Genomic DNA, 24993 nt, shown 5'->3' on the forward strand with positions numbered 1-24993 from the left:
ATGCTATAACAATTCGGCGTATGCTCCCCGCTTTTGCAATAAATCCTCATGACTCCCCTGCTCCACAATGCGGCCCCGGTCAATATACATAATCGTATCTGCATCGCGAATCGTATTCAAGCGGTGGGCGATGATGAAGGAAGTTCTTCCTTCCATCACCCGAAGCAGAGCCTCCTGGATGTGGAGTTCTGTACGGGTATCAATGGAGCTTGTGGCTTCATCCAGGATGAGGATCGCCGGCTCCGCCAGGATCACGCGCGCGATGGCCAACAGCTGCCGTTGCCCCTGACTCAGATTGCCGCCGTTCTCGGACAGCATCGTGTCGTACCCCTGAGGGAGCCGCCGGATGAAACGATCCGCATTAGCCAGGGTGCTGGCTTCCCGCATCGACGTCTCTGAGGCATCCGGGTTGCCGTACAAGATATTCTCCCGGATCGTCCCGGAGAATAAGTAGGTGTCCTGCAGCACGATGCCAAAGCATCGTCTTAAGCTCTCCCGCGTATACTCGCGGATGTCTCTGCCGTCCAGCAGGATGCGTCCTTCGGTCACGTCGTAGAAACGAGTGATCAGGTTGACTATAGTCGTCTTCCCCGACCCGGTTGGGCCGATAAGCGCGGTTGAGCTTCCAGCCGGCGCATCGAAGCTCACTCCTTGCAGAATGGGCACATCGGATCGGTAGCTGAAGCTGACGTTCTCGAATGTCACCCGGCCGCGAGGGTTGGAGACTGGCGTTGCGCCCGGCGTATCCGCCGACTCCTCCGGCTCATCCAGAATTTCAAAAACCCGTTCCGCGCCGGCCACCCCGGATTGCAGAACGTTGTACATGTTCGCGAGTTCATTCAACGGCCGGACGAATTGCCTTGAGTAACTGAGAAAACTGGCGATTACACCTACCGTAATGTTTCCCTGTACCGCGAGAATCCCGCCTGCGATAGCCACGGCCGCAAACCCGATATTATTGATGACGCCTAAGAGCGGCATGAGAAAGCCGGAATAGATTTGCGCCTTCAAACCCACTTCTTGCATCCGATCGTTAACGGCGTTAAATTCCTCCATCGACTTCCGTTCCCGGTTGAACGCTTTCACGACTTCCATGCCGGTGATTGTCTCCTCAATGTGGCCGTTTAGTTTCCCCAACTGCGCCTGTTGCTCCTTGAATAACACACGTGTCTTTCGTGTAATGGAGCGGGCCAGCACATACACCAACGGAACGGTAATTAACGTAGCTAACGTCAGCAGCGGACTTAACACCAACATCATTATGAGCGAGCCTGTGATGGAGATAACACCGGCCATAAGTTGTACGGTGGCCAGCGAGAGCGATTGACTTACGTTATCGATGTCATTGGACAGACGACTCATCAGTTCCCCATGGCGCCTCCCGTCAAAAAAACCCAGCGGCAGCTTCTGCAGCTTGCCGAACAGCGTGCGGCGCAAGCTGCCGATGATGCGCTGCGATACCCCGGCCATAAGCCAGCTCTGCAGCAAGTTCAGCACCGCATCGGCCAGATAAGCCGCGGCCAACACAAGTATAATCATCTCCAGCAGCCGGAGATTGACCTTCCCGTTGTCCGCGGTCATGGCGTTTACGGCCTCGCCGATCAAATACGGGCCCGCCAACGTCAGTAGGGAACTCGTAAGCAGGAACAGGAAAATCAGAAGGAGTCCCTTGCGTTCGTTTCCCACAAAGTTCATAAACCGCCGAATCGTACCCGTGAAATGCTTCGGCTTAGCACCTGGCCCTGAACCGCGGGCCCAGGCGCCGCCGCGGGGACTGTTCAGCACAGGGACTTCCCGCGAAGATCCGGCATCCCCGGTTCCCCCAGTATTGCGTTTCAAGTCAGACATACGGGCTCACGCCTCCTTCCCCAGCTGAGATCGGTAAATCTCCTGATACACACGGCAGGTGCGCAGCAAATGTTCATGGGTGCCCTGACCGGCAATGGCGCCTTCGTCCATCACAATAATGTGATCGGCATCCGCCACCGATGAGATGCGCTGCGCGATGAGCAAGCAGGTCACCCCGCCCGCATACGCCTTCAATGCCGTCTTGATCCGCCCCTCTGTCGCCACATCCACCGCGCTGGTACAGTCATCCAGGATCAAGATATCGGGTTTCCGGATGAGCGCGCGGGCAATGGACACCCGCTGCTTCTGGCCTCCCGATAGATTGACTCCGCGTTGCCCGACCACCGTGTCATAACCTTCAGGAAAGGACGTAATAAAGCCGTCCGCTTCCGCCATCCTGGCATAGTGCGCCGCCTCTGCCTCATCCGCCTTTTCATTGCCCCAGCGGATATTCTCCATGAACGTCCCTGTGAACAGCATCGTCTTCTGCGGGACGATCGCGATCCGCTCCCTCAACGCTTGCGGATCCTGCGCATTCACATCCACGCCGCCAATCTTAACCCTACCCGAGGTTACGTCGTAGAACCGGGGGATTAGCGAGACCAGCGTGCTTTTGCCTGAACCCGTGGAACCGATCATGCCCACCGTCTGCCCCGGCAAGCAGGTAAAGCTGATTTGGCGCAGTACAGGCTCTCCTGAAGCCCCTGGATAAGAGAAGCTGACCTCCTCGAAGTCGATTCTTCCCCTCTCGTAACCAGCCTCAAGCGATCCGGCTTTCCCTTGTTCTGAAACTTGCTCTGGTTCTCGCTTCAATTCTCGTTCCGGTTCGCTACTTTCCATCGGGTCCGCTTGAGCAAATACCTCGCTAATTCTGACGGCGGAAGCACGGGCACGGATAAACAAGTTAACCACCATGGATATGAGCATCAAGGTGAACAAAATCTGGGTCGTATAATTGATGAACGCCATCACGACCCCAACCTGTTGATCTCCCGCTTGGACACCGAGCCCGCCAAGCCATAACACGGCAATAATCCCTAAGTTTACGGTCAACGCGCTTGCGGGATTAAACACCGATGTCGCCCGCATCGCATGTATAGAGCCGGCTTGGTACTCCAGATTCGCGTTGTTGAACTTCTCTTGCTCATAATCAAACCGGTTAAACGCTTTTACGACGCGGACACCGGATAAATACTCACGCATGACGCTGTTCATGCGGTCGAGCGCCTTTTGGACCAGCGTAAACCGGGTGAACCCGATCTTCATATTCAGCGCGAGAAATAAGGCCACGACAGGCACAATGATATACAGAATGCGGGCCAAACCCGGGTCCAGCCGCGCCGCAAGAATAATACTTCCGATACAGATCAGGGGCGCTTTCACGAACACACGCATCAACCCGTTGATGAAATTCTGGACCTGGGTCACATCATTGGTCATTCGGGTAATCAGGGAAGCCCGCTCAAACCGGTCCAGGCTTGTGAACGACATTTGCCCGATCCGGGCAAATAAATCCGAGCGCAGCTCCGTTCCGAAGGCTTGGGACACACGGCTCGCGAGAATATTCCGGACCGAAGCGGCTATGGCCCCGACTGCGGTAATTAACAGCATAAAACCACCCATCCGCAGCACATAACTCAGATCCCGGTTCGCCACCCCCACGTCGATAATGAGCGCCATCAATGTCGGTAAAGCCAGCTCGCACAACGACTCTGCCGTCAGGAACAACACCGCCACGGTGAAATTCTTCCAATACTTCGGTATGTATTTCTTCAGAAAATGCATCTGCCGTCCCCCTTTGCGCGAAATCTCCTAATTTAAGGATACTCCTCTCGTAAGAAAATGTCATCCTGATGCTAAATTGGACTGAAACACGCTTTACAACAATGTAAATACCACTATTTACCATATACTAAGGGACTGAAACTGAGATCTCATACGAAGTCTTTAACATAGTGAAGTTTTCCATAGTAAGGATGTGACGAATTGTTGCAAAATAGGCCTTTAGTTACCTTAGAGGAAATGGTTACGGAATCCGAGCTCTTCCAATCGGTATATCCGGATTTAATCGGGGAGATGGAGCGCATTGAGAATGCCCGCGGGAAGCTGAACGACTTTCAGCTGATGCTCGCCGTGGCTCACGCGAAGAACGGATTAGGCGTCCTTAGCTATGAGCGCAGGCAAATTATTAACGCGATTTTTGATTCGTTCATTAATTTATATCGCAAGAACGGCCGTATGTCGGCTGAAAGGTGGGCCAAGGAGACGTTCGGCTGCTACATTGAATCCGAGCTGGAAGATGTCTCGGATGTGGTGGTGCGGATTGAAGAGCTGCATCACCTCATTCATGATCGGGAGACCGAGCTGCTGCAGATGTATCGAGAGCTGTATATGCTGGAGAATTACACGCAAAAGGATGAACCCGCTCCTGCCGTTGATTCTCCATCGGGCGAACCCAATGCTTCAAATGATGGGGGACGCTCCTAAAACAAAACCTCTTGCCCCCGTGCTCAACATGAGCATTTATGGCAAGAGGTTTTTTGTTGCATGCCTCCATATTCAACCCGTTCAGGTCTCCGCGGCGGACTTCGGCTTGTCCAGAATCGGGCGGATCCGCACCATGTAGAATACGAAGCCGATTAGAATGGTCACACCCGACCAAACGAACGGCAGGGTGTAATTGGAGCCCGCCAGGATCCATCCCGCGGCGTAAGCCGCTATGGCGGTACCCCCGCTGCGCGCGATGGTGCGCAGGCCCGCATAAAGATTGCGGTCCTCCTCCGGAACCGCGGACATGAGCTCGCTGTCCAACTGGTTGTTCCACATAATGAACAACCCGCCTCGCAGCAGGAGCAGCACCGTGAACAGCATCGGCGGCAGCGCCCATGCGAGCAGCAACACGACGGCCGCGTTACCGATGAACAGCAGGCCGAATGCCTGATGCGTGCCTACCCGCTCCAATAACATCGGCGCCAGGAGCGAGCCGGCGAACAGGAATACGCCGGCGATGGACAATACGATGGAGATGCTGCTGTCCGGCCAATCTAAACGGTATTTAAGAATGATATTTAAATAATTGTTCAAGAATCCAAGCGCCAATCCTGACAGAAAGATCATTGCCGACAACGAAGCTAACATGGAGATTCTCGATCCCGCCCCCGACTTCGCTTGCCTGCGCTCAGCTGCTGCCCCGGACTTGGCCTGCTCAAGCGCTGCCGCTGCATGCACAGCTGCTCCTTCCGCCGCAGCTTGCTCAGGACTTACCGCTGCCGCTGCGGTTTGCTCACGTTCGCTTGCGCTCGTTACGCTTGGCAGCAGCAGCGCCCTAAGGACGCCGCCCAAGGCGAGCGAACCCGCGGCCGCATAGAACACCGGCTCATATGGCGTCACGCCGCCTTGCAGCCAACGCGGCAGCAAGCCGCCCAGCAATGTGCCGGCGCCCGTGAATAGCGTGAACGCCGCGAAGAGCACCGCATAGGCGCGGCGTTCCTCTTGCTTGTCGCGGCAATACTGGAACACCAGTTGTATTTCCGATACGACGATGGCCGTCATTCCGACGGACCACAGCAACTGGGACACATACATTGCCCAAGGCGCCGTCACCGCGCCGAAACCGGCCATCCCCAGCGCCACGCACAGCATCCCGGATGCCAGCATTCCCTTGCGGCCGACAACCCGAACCGCCAGCCCCGCCGGCAAGCTTAATAGTCCCATCGCAAGCGATCCGATGGATGTGAGACGGCCGATGAAGCCCTCGTCGTAGCCCAGATCCAGCAAATGCAGATTCAACACCAGCGAGAACAACCCGATACCCACTCCGAACAAACACTCCGTCATGACAAAGATGCGGACGCCCGGAGACAATCCGCCCATTAACTGCTGTAGATAAGTTTTCACTGTCTGTGTGCCGCTCCTTCATGTTGTATCCTTGCATTATAGCATATGGATCTCCACCGATGACGATCAGCACCGACCACCCGTGCCTCATGTAACATTGCTGATACTGCTTGTTACCAATGGTTCCCACAGGTAGCTGTTCTCGCTAAACTATGCTATTTTTAAGTCATTTCTATTGCACGGTTTCCAACCTGACGAACTTCTTCCCGACATATGCCACTCTAACGAACCCTGGAAACTCTTAGCCGCACTAATTATCCATTTCACAAAATTAACGAACTCCAGAAGCGCTTAGATATCATATGGTATTGATTTTACGGGGTATGTATAACCTAAGCGTCGGCTGAGTTCGTTAGATTTCTACATGTGCTCATTTTTAGTGCTAAGCGCCCACTAGGTTCGTTAGAATTCCCCTATACAAGATTACTCCCTATCAAGCCAGCATTCCCGTTAACGATTCCAACCTCGGCTAATGTGACTATAACGCTAATCAAAAAAAGCCAACTCCATTAGGAGAAGGCTTTTCTAGTTCTTACTTTATTTGATCTTATTGATCTTATTTGATCTCAACTTACCTCATCTTAACCCGCAGATAGGGCTTATAAAGCGCGTCCTCCCTGCTTTTGATATTCAGCGATAATCCTTGGTTGGCCAGCACTTGAGCAATGTTCAGCGATACCGTCCGATCACCCGCGGCCTGATCGCGGACGTAGCTTGTCAGGTCCACCGTCCGCCATCCGCCAACATGATCCGAATGGAACGTACCCAGCTGCTCCCCGCGTGCCGGTCTGTTGTTCCACGTTAGCTCGTTCTCTTTCCAGGCGTCATCGCTCAGACCGAATACGGCCGTTTCCACTTCCGTGCCTCCGTTATCATTAACGTTAGTATACAGGTGCAGAACGGCTGACTCCACCTCCCCGGCCAGCGACTGCAGATCGAATTTCATATAGGCTTCCCGTTCAAAATTCATATTGGAATCCTTAACCACCAAAGTAGCCGCGGTTCCGTTGTTTTTCGCAGGCGTTCCGTCATGGACGAAGGTATCCGCTTGAGCGGTGATGTTGGATACACCCTGCAGCACAACCTGAATTTCTTTACGGGCATATCTTAAGAAACGATCCTTCACGTAAATCGCATCTACCGCGCCCGCGCCTTCACTTAGGCCTGTCAGCTTCCCGTCCGCATCCACCCGCAGCACCGAGTCATTGCTTGAGATGAACTTCACCTCATCCGCCGGAATCGGGAACGTCTTTCCGTTATTCAGATGTCCGTACACTGACAGCTGGACACTGCGACCCACAGCCACACTGTTGTATGTTCCGGAAGTTACCGAAATACGTTCCAGTTGTACCATGGAATCCACAAACTGCCTGGCCTTTTCATCCGTTTCAAAAAGATCCACTTCCGATATACTGTTAAACCGGTTTACGGTGTTGCCGTGACCCAGCAGCTTCACATACCTTGCCGTTGTATCCTGTAAATTGTACAATTCCGGGTTCGCCGTAACCCCGCTGCTTTGCCCTGCATATACATTTCGCCAGACGGAGCCGTCCGAGGATACCTGTAAATCGAATTTGGAGCTTCGCGCATTCCCGTTATACCAAGCGACAGACGCGCCGGCGACCGGCATCTCCTGTCCTAAATCATACTGAATCCACTGTTCCCCCTCGGCGGACCACCTGGTAGCCAAACTGTTATCCACCGTATTCTGCGGTATATTGCCGTCATGACTGCTGGCGGTTACCGAGGATACCGGAAGCCCGTCCGGTTCACGGGGAAGCGGTTTCCCGCTTACAAAATGAATTTTGTACGTCGTACTCTGTTTCAAGTTGTCCAGGTAGGTAGTCTTGATGACCGCCGTCCCTGCAACACCTATGGCTTGGGTCGTATCGGTTCTTGAGTTATTCCTTCCGTACCCTTTCACGACAGGCACACCCGGGAGCTCATCAGAAGGAACATAGTACGTGTATTTGTGGGGATCAAATCCCGTTAACGGCACACCGTTCACATCGATTCCCTTCAGCGTTTGAAAAGGACCTTTCGCGAGCTTCCACTCCGCCACAGGCTGCAAAGGAGCGAACTTTACAGGCACAGCTTCGCTCTCCGTAAGCGGAGTGAATAACACCGAAATCCGGCTGTTTCCGGCTTCCTTCAGTCGAATGGCCAGCTTCTGAACACCGCTGTTCACGATCTGTTTCGCCGGTGCCGGGGAAGACCACAGCGGTTTCGAATCCATTACGAGAAACTGTGCGGGGTCGGGCGAAAGAATCTGCGCATGCATCCGTTTACGCCCCATCTGCAGCATGGCCGATTTACCGTCTGCCGCAATTTTGATCTCCGCCTTGGTATGCATAAACCACCAGATATCCGAAGGCTGCTTCGGCTCAATCTCATCCTGGACCAGCAAACCTCTCCGCTGATCCATAAACCTTACACCCCGCGCAGCCTTCGTCACATGCGGCCCGTAAGCCGCCGTTAAATCCGCCACAGCAAAGGCGTCCTGGGCATTAGCTTCAAACCGGGTCAGCGGCGCCTTGGCCAACGGGTCCTGGTCCGGCAGCTTGGACGGGTTCATGACGATCGTATTCTGGCCTTCAGCGCGCTTCCGGTAATAATTCCAACGCTCACCGAGCGCCCCCGCATTCCAGTAGCCCGGCACATTGTAATCCTCGACGCCGAATTCTTCCGCCCATCGCTCACCCATTGCATCGATGATGAACGTGCCCAGATCCAGATCGTTATGTCCCGCCTGGTTATCCCCGCCCTTAAACCCTACGAACAGAGCGTTGGAGTCATTCCATGCGCTGCGAAACGTTACATCTTGGTTGACGCCAAACTTCTGATCCAACGGAGCGGCAGAGGCGCCCTCCTCCATGCCGGGTTCGTACCAGAGCAAGTCCAGCGCATCGCCTGATGCCATCCCCTTCATGTAGGAAGAATACAGCGGATTATTAAATCGTTTTGCCAAATAAAACAGATGAGACCCTTTGGATTTGGCAGAATCCGCATCGCCGTAATTAAAGCTGTAGCGCGGTCCCGACAGATAGACAGGAAAAGCTCCCGTAATCGGAAACCCGTTCAGCTCCGAAATCCCGTAATCCGAGCCCAGAGCGTTTTGTAAGCCGGCCATATAGGAGACGGCATACCTTGTCGCGTAGCTCCAGTAGGTTACACCTTCCGCGTAGGAACCGTCGGTTCGATATCCCTGCATTCCGTTCTGAATGTTGTCAAAAGCATACTTTAGAATCTCCTCGGCAAGCTCGGGTTGTTCATCAGCAACCGCAAGCGCCCCGAGGGAAATGCCCCCGTTCACGACCAGACTCCAGTTATTGGTGGTGTTCAGCCAGAACCATTGATTCGCGGGGCCGATCTTTTCCCCTTTGTACGTAGGCAGCGCCGTATTGAGGCCTTTCTGAACAATGGCGCCCGAGATTACGGCCTTCTGTTCGGGAGACCAAGCGCTATAGAACCAATCATATCCGATGGCAAAAGCATGCGTCATCTCCGCCGTATCCAGGTAATGCGCCGGATTCCAGTCTTTAAAGCCCGCGGCGGCGTTTAGCTCCGCCCAAGCTCTGGCGGCGTACTTGGGATCGCCGTCCAATTGATGCAGCATCCCGAGCGTGTAGATCCGGCTCAACACTTTGCGGCTGACTTCCAGCAGCCGCACGCCGTCCGGCAGCTCATACTTGGATGGCGCCTGGGTCAGAATCTCTTCGCCTTTCCCCTTCAAGTTGCTGTACCATTGAGCCGATAGCGAGTCCGTTGCGATCTTCGTTTTTACGGCGGCGAAGTCCTCGGCACTCGCAAGAATTCTCGGATGTCCTGTCTTTAACGTGCTTAACAAACTTTCCGGAACCGGAATGCGGGAGACCGGAAGTTCGGCCGAAGCCGCAGCCGTTTCGCCCGTGCCCGCAGCAGAAACCTTTACTGCGGGTAGGGACGGGTTGAATACGTTAACCATAGAAACTATCATGATTCCCAACAACGTTCTTTTGACCGTATGAATCACACCACCACTGCCTTCCTATTTATGAGTTTTCAACTTGACTGTGAAGCTCTTGCCTTGCGCATTCTTCACATCGACGGTGATCTGTACGGAGTCCTTCATCACCTTTACCTGCACACCCGCTCCGGCTTCAATCAGCTTCGCGTTCTTCGTCGTGTATTCGATAACCAGTTGTTCTTGCTTCTGTGTAGGATCCGACAGGGCAATCTCCGTTTCCTTGCCGGTTTCCTTCAGCATGACAGAGGAAGGGGTCAGACTCTTGACTCCTTCGACTGCGCGGCTTCCTTCTTTCCAGAAATGGACACCAAGCAAGCCTTGCTTGGTGTCTTTCACAGCCTGAAGCTCGGAGGAGTTCTCCAGCACGGTAATTTCAGGCTTGGCGCTGTACGCTTTCACTTGCTCGGATGTCATGTTCGGGAGCAGGACATAAGCGTAGGCGGCTTGCTCCGGCTGTACCCCGTGATTAAACCACAGCGTCATATAGTTGCGGGTAAACGGTGTTCTTCCCAAAATACGTCCGTCAATATCGCTCCAACTGCCTGTTCTTGATTCTCTAAGCGTATGAAGGGTTGCTGCCTGTGGGAAATAATATCCGATATCGGCCCCCGGAACACTCCCTTGCAGATGCGCCCACTTCACATTGTTCAGCTCTTCTTTAGCGCCAAGTCCGCTTTCCTTCCGCACCCCGTCAACTGTAAGCACATTGTCTCCTGCTGTATTCAGCTTGCGGTTCTCCACAATCGTTTCCACCGTTCGTCCTTCCGGTGCGGATATACCCGCTCCCAAAGCGACAATCTCGTTATCCAGGAGAAACCAGGCTTTCTTGGCGGTCATCACAGGTTCCATTACAGGAGTGAGGCTCGTTGCAACACCATTTACATAATGGTTTTCCAACTTGATGTCCACTTTCTGTATATTGCTTCGCCACACGAACATTTTGCCAATATCATTAATCTCAGACGCCCCGGTTCTATAGCTGTAATTGTTCGTAATCTTCGTCTCCGCGCCCGATTCATCGGTGATCCATACGTCATACTTCTGTGTTTGCGTGTTGGATACCATCCGAACGTGATACGTCTTTCCTTTCTCGTAAGGAATTTTAACCGTTGCTTCGTAGTTCGCGCCGTTTCTTACATCGAACGTCCCTTGCTGTGACATCCGAATCAGCATATTAGACTTGGCCAGTTCCGCTACCGGGTTCGAGGAATCCACATAACCGACAATGGCGTTGTTCTGGGGATCATTCCTGTCGAAAAGCGGGGTTACATCGAATTCGGCCGTTACTTCCCCGGTGTTCTCGCCAAGACTGTAAATTCGGTCACTTAACAGATTGCCGAAGTCCTGTAAGTCCATAGCCACGGCACTGTATTCCTTGTTAATCTGGACGCCGCCCACATGAGATTTCGGACTCAAGAATCCGTTCCCAAGCGCATCGGCTCGCTTCACGGTATCCACCGTCGTTCCCGGAAGTCTGTAAGGATTAACTGTAGGCCAGAACCCGTCGCTGAACTGAGACAAATCGTTATTATACAAGTAGCTCATGCCGTGAGCCGTATACCAACCTTTCAAATTCTCAATGTTTATGGTTTCATGCGTACCGATCCGGTTGGAGAACATACTGATGCCGAGCGCATACCCAGGACGGTAATGCGTAACTCTGTCCATAGCGGAGAACACCTTCGTTCCTACGGGTTCTTTCATGGGTAAGATTGCGCTGTCCTTCAGAATTCGATCCGCCAGTACAATCATCTCCACGGAGGAACTGGAATTGAATTTCTTATACGTGTCCTGTTCGATCCAATACTTCGCCATGGACCGGAACGCCGCCGCCTCGTCCTGCGGAGCAATCTGCGACAAACGAAGCACCGCGCGAATGACGCTGTGACCCGACTCATGGTCTTGATTGTAGTCACGCGAGATCTCCCTGCCCCGCACCATATCCATCATCGCTCCCTTGTACATCAGAGGCATGAAGGAATCGTGAACCCACCGAAACATATTAGCGGCTTTCGGATCGGTAACTTGCCATGGGGAATCACTTAACAGATAGACGAAGTTACCGACGTCCCGAAGAAGACTTACACCGTATCCGCCTGTGTAGGCATATTTCTCATGCTGGATGAATGAACCGTCTTCGTAGAAACCGTCAAGGTGCGTGACATAATCGAATACGGGACTGATCTGGTCCCTGGCTTGTGCCACCTTGGCCTCGTTCTTGCCCAAGATGCCTCTTAACGCGATAGCTGTGCATCTCCATGTTTTATTAGCACCCCAGTATTCCAATGAGGTGCCGTCCGCGGTAGGCGTAAACTTGTCAATCGGTGCCAAATACTTATGAATGCTGGCTTCATCCAGTTCATCGTACATCAGAACCAAGATGTCGTTTAACGCTACGGGGATACCGATATCCCACGGATACCAGTTGCCGAATTTCGTGCTGTTCTCGTTATACCGATGCTTATAGAGCCATTCCAGAGCGGCCAGAATTTCACTTTTTGTAGTTGGATCCTCGTACAAAGCAGACCCCTTGGTGGCATAGGCCAAAGCCATGGAGCGCAGGCGGCTGTAGTTCGTTGTAATGTGATCCGAGTTGGAAGTCCCCGGTATATCGGACCATAACACCGTTCGGGCATCGCCTTGGGCCATCGAGCTTCGGAATGACTGGGCTAACTCGGTGATGGAGCGAATCCGCTCCGCAATATCGGGATGCGCAGGGTCATAAGCTTCTCCCCCTGTCAGCATTTCCTTCCATTTCCCGCGCAGGCTGTCCCAGGTCTCCTCCGTAATTGCGGTCGCGGTCGCAGTTGCGTCCGTTGTTGAGGTTAACGCTGATGGGACACTTTCGGATCCAGTTGCCAACACCAAACCATTCAAGGGCACAACACCAACCATAATTGTTGACACCATCAGTGCCGTTAACATCTTCACTTTGGCCTCAATTTTTCGCGTATACAATGTCATTACAATCTCCTCTCATCATCCATAACTAGAATGCTTTACCTCATCCACTCCGTAAGAACATCGGCCCTCCCTTTTCCTTGTAAGCGCTTAATATTTCTTGGGGGTACTATACACTTGCCTAGCCTGCCCGGTAAATCCTCAAAATTTCGGATGATCATCAGAATTATGAATGAGACCGGACAAACCCTTGAAAATAAACAGTTTGTCCTCATAAAAGGACAGGCTTAGAGACGGTTTCACGTGGTTATTAACTAGCAAGCAACGAAAACCTTTAAGGAGATGATTGAAATGAGAAACCACGTAATCGGTGTATTTTCAACAGAGCAGGAGACGGTAAGCGCGATTGAGAAGCTAAGAGGATTAGGCTACAAGGCAGATGAAATTTCCGTCGTCGGACGTCATGCCAATGTTAAGGACGAAGAAGGATCCAAAGCGCCGGAAGGCGTGGCCGCGGGTGTATCCACGGGCAGTATTATCGGGGGCATCACGGGGTTGTTGGTCGGGCTTGGCGTGTTGATCATTCCCGGAATCGGCCCGATCCTGGCGGCAGGTCCAATCGCAACCACCTTGGCAGGGATCGCCGTCGGCGCGGGTACGGGCGGACTCGTAGGCACCCTGATCGGTCTGGGTATTCCGGAAAAAGACGCGGAGCTTTACAATACGTATCTGCAAGATGAGAAGCTTATTGTCATTATTGAAGCCTTCGACGAGCATCGGGATCGCATTTACGATATATTCCGCCAGGCCGGTTCGTTGAATCAGGACACTTACATCTACAGTAACCCGCGCAACAACGATCGCATGAACGTAACCATCAACGCCCGCCACTAGGCGTAATAATAATGGCCCCGCTCAGAGTTTCAGAGCGGGGCCATTTGCTGTTCAATTGCTTGATATAAGATGCCCGTGCTTCGCTACAGCTACTTTTTATTTCTAACGAACTTCAGTGTTCTTATTACGCGCATTTCACTCACTTTTCCACGCTAACGAACCACAGACACGCTATTTCGCAAAATACTCCCTTCCCATCATCACTTTAAACACTTTAGCGTTACTGGGGTTCTTCCCTCGTATTTAAGGGGTTTTCTCATAAATCCTCACTCATTCGCAGGATATCATCGCTTTGAACAAACCAACATTGTAGGAATATGGGGCGATCAGCCTCGAAACATGAACTTGGGCATGCAGGAATAGAAGTCACGAATAGTGTTTCCATATAGTGCACACTCCACTTGTCCCTTGGAGGCTTACCCTCCCATGTCTCAACGGGTCACTGCCCTTACATTCCTTCGTTATGCCTGTCCAAGGCGTGGAGACCAGTCGCGTTTAGAAGATGGGTCAAAGCCCTTACGAATCCCACACTTGGTTCTCTATGCATTGTAAGATCCTGCGAATGAGTCAATATTCATAGTGTTGCGTGTTCGTGAATTAGGCTACTGCTTGGAAATGTAAATCCGAACGGTACGACTCACCGCGCTGAATCATGCCCACGATCATACGGGCAAGCTTGCCAATGAGTTTAAACACCGACACCATTTTCTTCATCCCTTTGACTTTAACATTGTGTTCATGAAACCTTTTAAAGTCCGGGTGCTGTCGGATCAGGCATAGCACTGCTAAAAAGAAATGTTTTCTTAAGGTTGCGTCTCCGCGTTTGGAAAGTTTAATTTGACCCTTATGCCTGCCGGATGTTGACTCCGCTAAATTAAGACCGGCTCGCCGCAGGAGTTGCTGTCCATGAGCATAAAGGCGAAGATCGCCCGCGCAGCCTATTATTGTTGCAATGGTCATGGAACCAAGCCCGTGAATGCTCTGGAGCTGTTCCGTAAGGGGCAGAGACTCTAGCAACGTCTCCATGTGGAGTTCTATGGCATCAAGCGCGGCTACAGCTTCATCATACGCTTTCAACAAGCATTTTATTTCTAGGCGAGCTTCTTCAGGGACATTCGCTTTACCAATACTTCTCTGAGCAACGGACAGGAGTTCTGTCGCCTTGGCTACGCCACTTACACCTCCGACTCGCTTCATTCCTTGCTCGCGCCATGTATCTAATATCTGATCCGCCGAAATGTTTACCAGGTCAGAAGGCAAGGGATAAATACGGAGCGTGGCCAGTGAACGGAGGCGAGTCCAGTCGGGAAACACTTGACTGAACTCCGGGAAGTACAGGTCGATCCAACGCGTGATGCGATTTTTGTAAGTGACGGATTGCTTTACCCAGAACTCTCGCTGACTTACCATAGCCTTCATTTGTTCAAACGTGTCAGCTTGCGGGTTGTACTCCGTATAGTATCCTCTGCTGACCACATCGGCGATGACCAATGCGTCTTTAGGGTCGTTCTTGGAAGGGCTGTTGTCGCGGTTTTCCTTGTTGCGATGAGTCGTTACAGGATTGACCAGAACGACTTTCACACCTTGCTCACGAAGCCAATGGGCGAGATTAAACCAGTAATGTCCTGTAGGTTCCAACCCGACAACAACATAGGAGAGCCCTTTCTTGGCCTGGACATCCTTGACCCACCGAAGCAATCTCTCATACCCCTCCTGGGTATTGGTAAAAGCAAGATGACGAGGGGTAAGTGCCCGACCGCGGTAGTCCGTAATTTGAGCAGCGTGTGCATCTTTAGCAATGTCGATTCCAACGACAGCATGTTTCATGGTGATTCGTTCAATCCGTTGATTTGTTTGATCTTTTTTAGTAAAATTCATTATGGAGCGCCTCCTGATGGGTTTTCTTAAGGGCTATGACCCCGTACACCCCCATCATACAAGGCGCTCCTGTTTTTTGTCCAAGCTCATTTCTTAGCTCATACAGGAATGTTTAGAATCTAGAAGGCGATCATTTACCGCCAATAGCGTTGCTGGGGTTCCTTAGAGTTTTGTAGTGTTAGGATATTCGTTCCATGGTGCTCGGATGTCCGTGCTTCGCTACAGCTACTTTAAATTGTCCAACGAACTCCAGTGTTCTTATTACGCACATTTCGCTCACTTTTCCACGCTAACGAACCACAGACACGCTATTTCGCAAAATACACCCTTCCCATCATCACTTTAAACACTTTAGCGTTGCTGGAGTTCCTTAGAATCTAGAAGGTGGTCATTTACCGCCAATAGCGTTACTGGGGTTCTTTAGAGTTTTGTAGTGTTAGGATATTCGTTCCATGGTGCTCGGATGTCCGTGCTTCGCTACAGCTACTTTTTATTTCTAACGAACTCCAGTGTTCTTATTACGCACATTTCGCTCACTTTTCCACGCTAACGAACCTCAGACACGCTAATTCGCAAAATACACCCTTCCCATCATCACTTTAAACACTTTAGCGTTGCTGGGATTCCTTAGAATCTATAAGGTGGTCTATTTACCGCCAATAGCGTTACTGGGGTTCTTTAGAGTTTTCCAACAAATATAAAATCATCTTGATCTAGATTTTCTTAGGATGAGTGACTGCGTTTATTGTGATTGGGGTATTATGCAATAACGGATCACTTTTCCCCGGTATATCAAGGGTTTATTGAGGGTTCGTCGTCCAGATGCCGGCCGATTTCAGAAACACCCGCTGCGGCAGCTTCAACGTAACCAGGATAAGCTCTGCCACATCTTCCGGCTGCATCATCCGGTCCTCGTCGCCGATCTTCAAGCCGGCATTCACCGCGAGCTCCGTATTCACCGTACTCGGCGTGAGCGCGGTCACGCGGATGTTGGATTTGCGAACCTCCTGCATGAGCGATTCCGTAAAGCCCATCACGGCAAACTTGGAAGCACTGTAAGCCGAAGTGGTAGCCGCTCCCCGTTCTCCGGCCGTTGAAGCGATGTTAATAATGCTCCCGCTTTCCTGTTCCAGCATCGTCGGCAATACCGCGCGTGTCATATAGTAAGTTCCCAACAAATTCGTCTGAATAATCTGTTCCCATTGCTCCGGCTCCATATCCATCACCTTACCGAATTGGGCCATCCCCGCATTGTTGATAAGAATATCCAATCCGCCCAGCCGATCCCTTAACGCGGCTACGGCGTTGTCCACCTCTGCGCGAACCGATACATCCGCGGTTTCATAGTGAACTTGAACCTGATACTCGGCTTTCAAAGCTTCAGCGAGGCTTTCCAGGTCAGATTGGCTTCTTGCCAGCAATCCCAGATGTACGCCTTCCTTGGCTAACGCTATAGCGGAAGCTTTACCGATGCCTTTGCCTGCACCCGTGATAATGGCGACTTTTCCTTTGAGTTCCATGAACATTCCTCCTAGAATCGTATTCCGTTAAGCCGGCTGCATAGCCTGCACTTAGTATAAACCTCCTTCCCCGCGCAACCAAACATGCCTGAAATACGTAGGTCTGAGTAATACTATGATGTAAAGGGGGAATCCCATGCTATACGAGGATCAAGTACGTGAAGAAGTTTCTCTTTGGGCCAAAAAACTATTCAAGCAGCCGGGCATGTTGGAGCAAGCGTCGAAGAAGCTCGGTATGAAAGTCAACAGCCTGATTCCGCAGAAAGCGCATGATGCCATAACCGCCGCTGTGCGAACCATTGTGAAGACCACCCTGTTCGGCGCGGAATACACGCCCAAGCGTAAAGTGACCTTTACAACATTGGAGGAAGCCGACCGGCAAGCGAAGGATGCCATTTCCCTTTATCGCAAAATTGCCGCCGCCGAAGGCGCAGGTACAGGGGCCGGCGGGATTCTCATGAACGTCGTGGACTTCCCGGCTCTGATCGCCATCAAGATGAAATTTCTGTTCGAGCTCTCCCACATTTACGGATACAGCACAACGCCGTTCTCCGAGCGCATCTTCATCTTATCCGTGTTCCAGCTGGCCTACTCCGGCCCCACAGAGCGTCAGCGTATGTTCCAGCGGATTCGCAACTGGGAGACCGAGAAGCAGCAATGGTCTTCCGATGTAAACTATCACAAGAACATGGATTGGGAAACATTCCAGAAAGAGTACCGGGACGCCATCGATTTCCGCAAAATGTTACAAATGATCCCCGGCATCGGCGCCGTCGCAGGCGCTTGGGCGAATTACAACATCCTTGAAGAGCTCGGCGAGACGGCTATGAACAGCTATCGGTTGCGGCGTTTGGCGGAAGCAACACAAAGACGGCCTGTTGAATGAGGGGCCGTCTTTGTTTATCAATGTATGAAATAACATTCACACTATATTCCTTGACAAGAATATTCAATATGAGGTATATTTAGTCTATGAATACGACACTCACCGCTTTAGCTGAACCCAACCGCTTGCAGATCGTCGAACTCTTGCGCGACGAACCTCTGTCCGTCGGGGAAATTGCCGAACGGCTCAACCTTCGCCAGCCGCAAGCTTCCAAGCATCTGAAGGTGCTCATGGAGGCCGGGCTCGTTGAAGTTCACCCCGTAGCCAATCGGCGGATCTACAAGCTTCGGCCCCAGCCTTTTCAAGAGCTGGATACATGGCTGGATGCCTTTCGCCGGACTTGGGAAGAGAGGTTCGACCGCCTGGACGACTACCTGCGGGAACTGCAAGAGAAAGATTCGAAGCCCGACACCCAAGATTAACTTTGCCGCAATACCATGCGGTAACTCCGCATCCTGACAGGAGAGGAGGATCTCTGCCGATTAATTTATTTATGAAGAGGAGGATTTATTTTGACCACTGAATTTGCTAATGAGAGTCATGCTGTCATGGAAGACAAGGCATTCGTCATGGAACGCCTGTTTAACGCCCCGCTCGAGCTGGTGTTTAAGGCCTTCACGGAACCGGAACATCTGGCGCGCTGGTGGGCGCCGCCGGGCTATTTCATTCCGTTATGCACTATTGATCTTGCTGCTCAAGGTATATGGCGTTACTCCATGCGTCCGGTGAACGGAACCCCCGAAGATGATCACTACGTTGAGGCCGTTTATCAGGAGGTTAAGCCGCTGGAATGTCTGGAGTACACAAACACGTTCGTGGATAAAGAAGGAAACACCGTTGCGGGGATGCCGACAATGCTCGTAACCGCAACATTCACGGAAATGGACGGCCAGACAAAGCTCATCAACCGGGTGTCATTTGAAACCGATGCCGAGTTCCAAACAACAGTAGGTATGGGTATGATTCAAGGGACGACGCAAGCGTGGAGTAACTTGGACCAGCTTTTGCAAGAGATGCCTAGGGAAGTTGTCATTATGCGTAGGTTCCAAGCGCCTCGTGAGCTCGTGTTTAAAGCTTGGACAGATCCTGAGAATATAGGCAAATGGTGGGGTCCGACAGGCTTTACCACCACTACGCACCATAGGGATGTAAGAACCGGCGGCAGTTGGCGCTATGTGATGCATGGTCCCGATGGCGTGGATTATGACAATTTAATCGAATATGTCGAGATTGCGAGTCCGAATCGACTCGTTTACAAGCACGGCACCGGCGCAGAGAACGATCCGCACCAGTTCCACGTCACGGTCACTTTTGCCGAAGTGGATGGTCAAACCAACCTTACGTTACGGACGTTGTTTAACACCGCTGAGCAACGGAAGATGGTCGTGGAACAATTTGGCGCCATTGAAGGCGGCAAGCAGACATTGAACCGCTTGGCCGAATATTTGGAGCACAACGCTTGATCAACAACACCACCCGAGAGGAATTCGCGGGTGGTGTTGTTTTTTGGAGTGGAGTCAGCCAGCTCCAGTAGTAGCGTTACCGCATCTAATGTGGGGAATGACCCTCCGCCGACATGCATTTGTAGCGATATCGCGCCTATTGCGGCTGGGTGCTAGGTTTGCAGCCTCAATCTGTTCCATTAGTAGCGATTTCGCACCTATGCTGTAATCTCCGCTCCGTAATCGAGCATTTGTAGCGATATCGCGCCTATGTTGCTTGGATCAGGGGGTCATAGCAACGGCAATGGCAACGGCTGAGTCAACGGCTGAGTCAACGGGATATCCGGCATACAGGGGCTGAGGAGGAGTTTGAACTCCCCTTCAAGCTCCGCATTCTTCCTTGGAATGCGTTCTTGAAAGTCCCCCTGCCGGAAATTTCCCAGCACGACCCATTGCTTAGGACCGAGAGCAGCAGAGTAGCTGTCTGACTTAACCCGTTACGCTACCTGGTGAAATTGAATATCGATAGAGGGCGAAGGAGATTGGCTCCGTCAACTGGAAGGTTCCCCTTCCTTCTTCGGCAATTAAATCCTCAAATTTAGCATCGCGACCCGCCTCCAACTGCCCTGTCGGCCCCTCCTGCTTCAACAAACATTGGAGCTTAAGACGTATGCGGCCCCCTGGCAGATCCCAAAGTTGCATCTGTGCAGCAGCCTTATCCGTACGCTCCCTGAAGAGGAGCAGATACCCCTCCTGGTCATTCAGCACAGACTGGAATCCTGTCCAACCCGTTCCGCTTGGCTCTTCACCGATGGGCATAATTCTTCCCGAATGGATTCTCTCCTGATGCAACCGATAGGAGTTGATTGCCTGTTCCAACAGCTGTCGGCTCCCGCTGCCAAGTCCTCTCAATTCCATCCATGCCAGAGGATTAGCGAACATCGTCACTGCGAAGGAGTAGAGGATCCCGCAACTTGCCGGGGCAAGCGAATCGTCCCCGTACACTTCCTTATTGCGATCTACATTAAGAAACTCCATCTGAAACAGCTGTGCAGGGACATACCTCGCCAGCATCCACAAGTTGCGCAAGGTGAAGTGAGGATAGTACACTCCCCAGTCGGTATAGCGATTCTCTAGGAACAGTCCGCCGTACTGAGTCTGACCGAAGTAGCCAAGTCTCACCTCATTCGTCGTATCCTGGTTAAAATACACATTCCCGCTCGTAGCCGTCAGCACGGTCTGCATCATGCTGAGCAGATTCCTCTCGCCCGTCTTCGACCTCAGTTGTATGCCATCCAGCTTGAAGTGTTCAATGCCGTAATCTCGATAAAGCGAGATCAACGTCTCCGCATCCGTTTCCCAAAGGCGATAGTCATCCCCCGCATCCGGGGAAAACCATAAGCCCAACCGTATTCCAAGCTCGCGGGCCTTCGCTGCGACAGGGTCAAGACCCCGTGGAAACCGCTCTTGGTGAACCGACCAGAAGTCCTCCTCATCCTCTGAATTGTAATAGCTTCCCCATCGTCCGCCAGGGTTCACGGAATTCATGGTTGTCCCTTGTTGCCAGCCGTCATCAATCTGCAAATGCGTGATACCAAGACTTGCTGCAATTTCCAACTCCTGCAGGATGAACAGCTCGTTCACCGCGCTGTCTCTGTTTCGGTCTCCCCAGGTATTGCTCATAATGAAGCAGTCCCGGTGGGGGATAAAGCTTCGGCGGAGCAGGTGATAATCACCTGTGACCTGCAGCCCTCCAAGCTCCGAACCATCATAGACTGCCAAGGCGGTCGAATAGCAGGAGATATACTGATCATCACCATCATTCTCCATTGTCAGGTTCGCATATTCCGCTTCACTAAGCCCTGACCCAGCCACGAACAGTTCTCTACCCCGCCATTCAAAGTCCGCTCCGGGGCTGCCCAGCTGGGCTTCAGAGGGAGGGCTCTCCTTGATGATGAGCAAGCCGGAATTCCTTAAGCTGCTCCTGAGATACAACAGATTGCCTCGCAGCTTGCGCCGATCGTTCGGATATATTAGCCCTCGTTGTTCGCTAACGAGATTATTATTCGTATCTGTCCGGTCGGTTATCGCTATGCAATGCCAAGCCGTATGAATATCCTTTAATGAAATATAGTCCACATAATGCGCAGGCAAGGCATGCCTCTCCGTGTTGTTAGTATCCAGCATAACTCCTCGGGTCTCGGAATTGTTCGTCTGACGGTCTAACCCTTCAGACTGCGCACGAGTACCACCCTTCTGTCTGCGCATGCGGAGCTCTTGCCGGATTATAGGGGTAGTAGGCGCAATGCGCACGAGCAACTGCCAAGCCTTCTCTCCACTGAAAAAAGATACCGTAACCGTAAGCTGACGTTCGCCTATACCCATGTCGTCCCAAGTGTCGCCTTGCACATGGACAGAACCGTCAGAAGCATAGGCATCCGAGATGCTGGTTACTAGGAGCTCTCCATCCACCCATTCATTCCCATCGTTCTTGTTGGTTATGGACTGGGTATACCAATGACCGCCTTCAAGCCGCCATATTCGTTCCACTAGAGAATTGCCTACCGTAAGTAAACTTCCGTCCCATTCCCAATAGCAGTCTTCCAGTTTCATCATCGGACACATCTCCCATGCTATAATATTGTTGCTAGATATAACTGTAATGGCTAGTGAGACCATATACAATCTGATAATATCGCGCTAAGGAGGTAAAATATTGTGCTCCGAATGAATGCACATCAGCTGCTTTACCCTAATCCTACTCCCGCTTATCTATGCCAGATTCATAGTCTGGGGAGCCAGACGGTTGAAGACGAGAACTATCGTTGGGATGGGAATTCCCGCGAGGGAGGCGGGTTTATCTTTCAGTACACACTAGCGGGGGAAGGAAGCTTCACGCTGGACAATCAGACGCTTCCTGTACGTCAGAACCAGGCCTTTCTTGTGCATGTGCCCGGCAATCATTCCTACCGCTACGATAAGCGGACGGGCGAGCCTTGGTCCTTCCTGTGGATTCGAATAGAATATGAACAATCTCAGCCCTATTATGAGCATCTGCTTGCGCTGACTGGTCATGTCTTTCCTATTCAAGCCGAGTCTGAGCCCATTCGCAAGCTGAAGCAGCTATGTCTGGAGTTAAACAAGAAGAAGGACAAATATGAAATCGCCTTGCAAGCGTATGAATGGATGCTGTGTTTCACGCGCTGGGCTTCGGGGGACGAACGGTTGCCCCATTGGCCTGAGCCTTATATACGGGTCGCTGCGCGGATAGATCAACAATATGGCGAGCCGCTCAGTCTGGAGGAACTTGCTGCTGAAGCCGGTTTGTCCAAGCATTACTTCTGCAAGGCTTTTCGCAAGCTGACTGGGCTGACTCCCATGCAGTACCTGCGCAATAAGCGGATTGAACAGGCGGCTTATCTGCTCAGTAGCACAGACATTTCAATCGCTGAAATTGCTGTACAGACGGGATTTGATAACACCAGTTACTTCGGCAAGGTATTCCGAAGCCTGGTCGGCCGCACACCGACGGACTATCGCGAGGACCGTATGCAAGCCCTCTCTGGCAGACTGCGGGTCATGCCTTGACCGCTAGTGAGCGCAATCGCGCCAATGGTGTTCGACTCAAACCTACACCAGATTCATGCCGCTGGTCTTCTGCACAATCATTCGCTCCACCATGCCAGCGATGACCTCGCCCGCATCCTGTGGCGGCGTTCCGCCGCGGTGGATGTTGGAGATGACCTTGCGGTCGGCATCCGTTCTACCCGAACGTGGCAGGTAGCCCACATAAGCACTTAGCGATTCCGCCGTCACCAAGCCCGGGCGCTCTCCGATCAGTAACACAATTACTTCCGGCTGCAGCAAATCCCCGATCGCATTCATCAATCCGACCCTGCCTCCCTCGACATAGAAGGTCGTTCCCGTCAGCAGCTGACGGCGATGCAAGGCCTCCGTCAATGCCGGGAGCAGCACCGGAACGTTCGCTTCCACGCTCTCCGCGCTAAGTCCGTCCGACACGACAATCTGCACTTGCGCTCCTGCGACGCAGGAGGAGACTAAGCGAGCCGTGTCGTCGGGGTGCAGAAGCCGGCCAAGTTCCGGCCGCTTCAAATAAAGCTCCTTGTCCCCGGACTGCGTGCGCACAGTGAACAATCCCACCCCCGCCAGGGTCTCCGCCGAGACCCTGCCGTAAACCGAATCGATGGCGGCCGCATGGTCCAGCCTCATCTTCAACATCGTGTGCGTCAGCGGCCGCGTACCCGCGCGACCCACACCGATCCGCGCCGGTGTGGAACGTTGCAGATCAGCTAGTTCGTCCAAGCTTGCTCCCTCCCCCGGTCCACAAAGCGGGATTCCCCGCCAGCGAAGTCAGCCGTCCGCCGCTCATCAGCCCGCGGGACTCCAACCAAGCCGCAAACTCCGCGGCAGGGCCAAGCCGCAGCAGCTCCCGCAGCGTGGCAATATCGTGATAGCTAAGTGACTGATAGTTCAGCATGCAATCATCAGCCATCGGCACACCAATCACGAAGTTTACACCCGCGGCGGCTAACAGCACACCCATGTTATCCATATCATTCTGGTCTGCTCTCATATGGTTCGTGTAGCAGATATCCACGCCCATGGGTAAGCCGTGCATTTTGCCCATAAAGTGATCTTCCAAGCCTGCTCTTGTAATTTGCTTCCCGTCATACAGGTATTCCGGGCCGATAAAGCCGACCACCGTATTGACCAGAAATGGTTTATATTTGAGAATAAAACCATAGCACCGCGACTCCAGCGTCACCTGATCAATCCCGTGATGAGCATCGGAAGAGAGCTCTGAGCCTTGCCCTGTTTCGAAATACCACCGGTTCGGTCCTGACGCCGTGCCGCTAGCCCGGATCAAGGCATCCGCCTCATCCAGCAACGCTTCGCTGATGCCGAACGCCCGATTCCCGGCTTCCGTGCCCGCAATGCTCTGGAACAACATATCGGCGGGAGCGCCGGAGCGAATCGCTTGCATCTGTGTCGTCACATGAGACAGCACGCAATTCTGGGTCGGCACCTGCATGTTATTCATCACATCTTTCGCCGCGCGCAACAGAATTTCCGTATTCTCCGCTGTGTCCATCACCGGATTAATGCCGATGACGGCGTCCCCGATGCCGTAGCTTAGCGCCTCATACAGGGAAGCCTTCATTCCTTCGGGGGAATCGGCCGGGTGATTGGGCTGCGCCCGGGAAGCCAGCGTCCCCTTGCGCCCGATTTCCGTGTTGCAGCGGGTGATAACCTCGATTTTCGCAGCCGCTTGAATCAGATCCAGATTGGACATGAGCTTGGTCACAGCCGCGATCATCTCACTGGTGAGACCCCGGGATAAGCGCAGCATGTCACTTCCGGACGTTGCAGAACTTAACAAGGACTCCCTCAACTCAGCAACAGACCACCCGCTCAACTCACGATAAACCTCTTCATCCACACTTGCCTCAATGACACGGGACACTTCATCCTGGTCCGGATCCAGCACGGGCTCGTTCCGAAGAACAGATAGATTCAACTCCGCCAACACATACTTGGCCGCTACCCGCTCCCGCTCGTCCGCCGCGGCGATTCCCGCTAACCTGTCGCCGGAACGGGCTTCATTCGCTTTCGCAAGCACCTCTTTAACACTGTGGAATCGATACGCCTGTCCCCCAATGACGGTTATAAGATTCACGAGGCACCCCTCCTGGAAAAATG

16 protein-coding genes are annotated in these 24993 nt (G+C 52.5%); 6 read left to right on the top strand and 10 right to left on the bottom strand.

All coding sequences use genetic code 11. From position 1 onward, the window contains the following. Positions 1-3: 3 nt before the first annotated feature. Together SY83_RS04995 and SY83_RS05000 are read right to left on the bottom strand one after the other, a co-directional pair. Positions 4-1848, bottom strand: coding sequence for an ABC transporter ATP-binding protein (locus SY83_RS04995; protein ID WP_068604823.1), 1845 nt, complete (start codon positions 1846-1848; stop codon positions 4-6). Positions 1849-1854: 6 nt separating this feature from the next. Further along, positions 1855-3633, bottom strand: coding sequence for an ABC transporter ATP-binding protein (locus tag SY83_RS05000; protein WP_068604824.1), 1779 nt, complete (start codon positions 3631-3633; stop codon positions 1855-1857). Between the two features lie 237 nt (positions 3634-3870). On the opposite strand from SY83_RS05000, the gene SY83_RS05005 reads away from it, so the two are divergent. Continuing rightward, positions 3871-4335, top strand: a complete 465-nt coding sequence (locus SY83_RS05005) for a hypothetical protein (RefSeq protein WP_197479978.1) — start codon at positions 3871-3873, stop codon at positions 4333-4335. A gap of 81 nt (positions 4336-4416) precedes the next feature. On the opposite strand, the gene SY83_RS05010 is transcribed toward SY83_RS05005, so the two are convergent. The 3 genes from SY83_RS05010 to SY83_RS05020 form a co-directional block, all read right to left on the bottom strand. Beyond that, entirely contained in the window at positions 4417-5745 is a 1329-nt protein-coding gene (locus SY83_RS05010) for an MFS transporter (RefSeq protein WP_082882335.1), read from the bottom strand. Positions 5746-6316: 571 nt separating this feature from the next. Beyond that, positions 6317-9709 (bottom strand): CBM96 family carbohydrate-binding protein, encoded by a 3393-nt coding sequence (locus SY83_RS05015; RefSeq protein ID WP_197479979.1) that lies wholly within the window; start codon positions 9707-9709, stop codon positions 6317-6319. Between the two features lie 63 nt (positions 9710-9772). Next, the gene (locus tag SY83_RS05020) at positions 9773-12715 is read right to left on the bottom strand and encodes a polysaccharide lyase 8 family protein (protein ID WP_068604830.1); all 2943 of its coding nucleotides are present in this window, start codon (positions 12713-12715) and stop codon (positions 9773-9775) included. A 288-nt stretch (positions 12716-13003) separates the two neighbouring features. Here SY83_RS05020 and SY83_RS05025 point away from each other — a divergent pair, with 288 nt between their 5' ends. Continuing rightward, the gene (locus SY83_RS05025; RefSeq protein WP_068604831.1) at positions 13004-13546 is read left to right on the top strand and encodes a general stress protein; all 543 of its coding nucleotides are present in this window, start codon (positions 13004-13006) and stop codon (positions 13544-13546) included. 597 nt (positions 13547-14143) lie between these two features. Here the strand turns inward: SY83_RS05025 and SY83_RS05030 are convergent. Further along, positions 14144-15424: an IS110 family RNA-guided transposase gene (locus tag SY83_RS05030; protein ID WP_068604190.1), complete on the bottom strand. Its 1281-nt coding sequence runs from the start codon at positions 15422-15424 to the stop codon at positions 14144-14146. 800 nt (positions 15425-16224) lie between these two features. Beyond that, complete coding sequence (locus SY83_RS05035; protein WP_068604835.1) at positions 16225-16944, bottom strand: 3-ketoacyl-ACP reductase; 720 nt, start codon at positions 16942-16944, stop codon at positions 16225-16227. A gap of 136 nt (positions 16945-17080) precedes the next feature. Here SY83_RS05035 and SY83_RS05040 point away from each other — a divergent pair, with 136 nt between their 5' ends. From SY83_RS05040 to SY83_RS22605, 3 genes are all read left to right on the top strand, one after another. Further along, a complete protein-coding gene (locus tag SY83_RS05040) occupies positions 17081-17830 on the top strand; it encodes an EcsC family protein (protein ID WP_068604836.1) in 750 nt (249 codons plus the stop codon). An 86-nt stretch (positions 17831-17916) separates the two neighbouring features. Next, complete coding sequence (locus SY83_RS05045; protein ID WP_068604837.1) at positions 17917-18252, top strand: ArsR/SmtB family transcription factor; 336 nt, start codon at positions 17917-17919, stop codon at positions 18250-18252. Positions 18253-18342: 90 nt separating this feature from the next. Continuing rightward, positions 18343-19293, top strand: a complete 951-nt coding sequence (locus SY83_RS22605; protein WP_082882336.1) for an SRPBCC family protein — start codon at positions 18343-18345, stop codon at positions 19291-19293. 468 nt (positions 19294-19761) lie between these two features. Here the strand turns inward: SY83_RS22605 and SY83_RS05055 are convergent, their stop codons facing one another. Beyond that, positions 19762-21888 (bottom strand): alpha-galactosidase, encoded by a 2127-nt coding sequence (locus SY83_RS05055; RefSeq protein ID WP_068604839.1) that lies wholly within the window; start codon positions 21886-21888, stop codon positions 19762-19764. Positions 21889-21999: 111 nt separating this feature from the next. Between SY83_RS05055 and SY83_RS05060 the strand changes: the two genes are divergently transcribed. After that, positions 22000-22860 (top strand): AraC family transcriptional regulator, encoded by an 861-nt coding sequence (locus SY83_RS05060; RefSeq protein WP_231891431.1) that lies wholly within the window; start codon positions 22000-22002, stop codon positions 22858-22860. A gap of 42 nt (positions 22861-22902) precedes the next feature. Here SY83_RS05060 and eutC read toward each other — a convergent pair whose 3' ends face one another. Together eutC and SY83_RS05070 are read right to left on the bottom strand one after the other, a co-directional pair. Next, entirely contained in the window at positions 22903-23595 is a 693-nt protein-coding gene (eutC, locus tag SY83_RS05065) for an ethanolamine ammonia-lyase subunit EutC (protein ID WP_231891382.1), read from the bottom strand. Further along, complete coding sequence (locus tag SY83_RS05070) at positions 23579-24970, bottom strand: ethanolamine ammonia-lyase subunit EutB (RefSeq protein ID WP_068604846.1); 1392 nt, start codon at positions 24968-24970, stop codon at positions 23579-23581. Before SY83_RS05070 ends, eutC begins: the two co-directional genes overlap by 17 nt. Positions 24971-24993 lie beyond the last annotated feature (23 nt).

The sequence above is a fragment of the Paenibacillus swuensis genome (genome assembly GCF_001644605.1).
Lineage (GTDB): Bacteria > Bacillota > Bacilli > Paenibacillales > DY6 > Paenibacillus_N > Paenibacillus_N swuensis.

Excerpts from the sequence above, each read along its gene's own strand:
- SY83_RS04995 (WP_068604823.1), bottom strand. The coding sequence starts at position 1,848 with ATGTCTGACTTGAAACGCAATACTGGGGGAACCGGGGATGCCGGATCT.
- SY83_RS05000 (WP_068604824.1), bottom strand. The coding sequence starts at position 3,633 with ATGCATTTTCTGAAGAAATACATACCGAAGTATTGGAAGAATTTCACC.
- SY83_RS05005 (WP_197479978.1), top strand. The coding sequence starts at position 3,871 with ATGGTTACGGAATCCGAGCTCTTCCAATCGGTATATCCGGATTTAATC.
- SY83_RS05015 (WP_197479979.1), bottom strand. The coding sequence starts at position 9,709 with ATGGTTAACGTATTCAACCCGTCCCTACCCGCAGTAAAGGTTTCTGCT.
- SY83_RS05020 (WP_068604830.1), bottom strand. The coding sequence starts at position 12,715 with ATGACATTGTATACGCGAAAAATTGAGGCCAAAGTGAAGATGTTAACG.
- SY83_RS05025 (WP_068604831.1), top strand. The coding sequence starts at position 13,004 with ATGAGAAACCACGTAATCGGTGTATTTTCAACAGAGCAGGAGACGGTA.
- SY83_RS05030 (WP_068604190.1), bottom strand. The coding sequence starts at position 15,424 with ATGAATTTTACTAAAAAAGATCAAACAAATCAACGGATTGAACGAATC.
- SY83_RS05035 (WP_068604835.1), bottom strand. The coding sequence starts at position 16,944 with ATGGAACTCAAAGGAAAAGTCGCCATTATCACGGGTGCAGGCAAAGGC.
- SY83_RS05040 (WP_068604836.1), top strand. The coding sequence starts at position 17,081 with ATGCTATACGAGGATCAAGTACGTGAAGAAGTTTCTCTTTGGGCCAAA.
- SY83_RS05045 (WP_068604837.1), top strand. The coding sequence starts at position 17,917 with ATGAATACGACACTCACCGCTTTAGCTGAACCCAACCGCTTGCAGATC.
- SY83_RS05055 (WP_068604839.1), bottom strand. The coding sequence starts at position 21,888 with ATGATGAAACTGGAAGACTGCTATTGGGAATGGGACGGAAGTTTACTT.
- SY83_RS05060 (WP_231891431.1), top strand. The coding sequence starts at position 22,000 with ATGAATGCACATCAGCTGCTTTACCCTAATCCTACTCCCGCTTATCTA.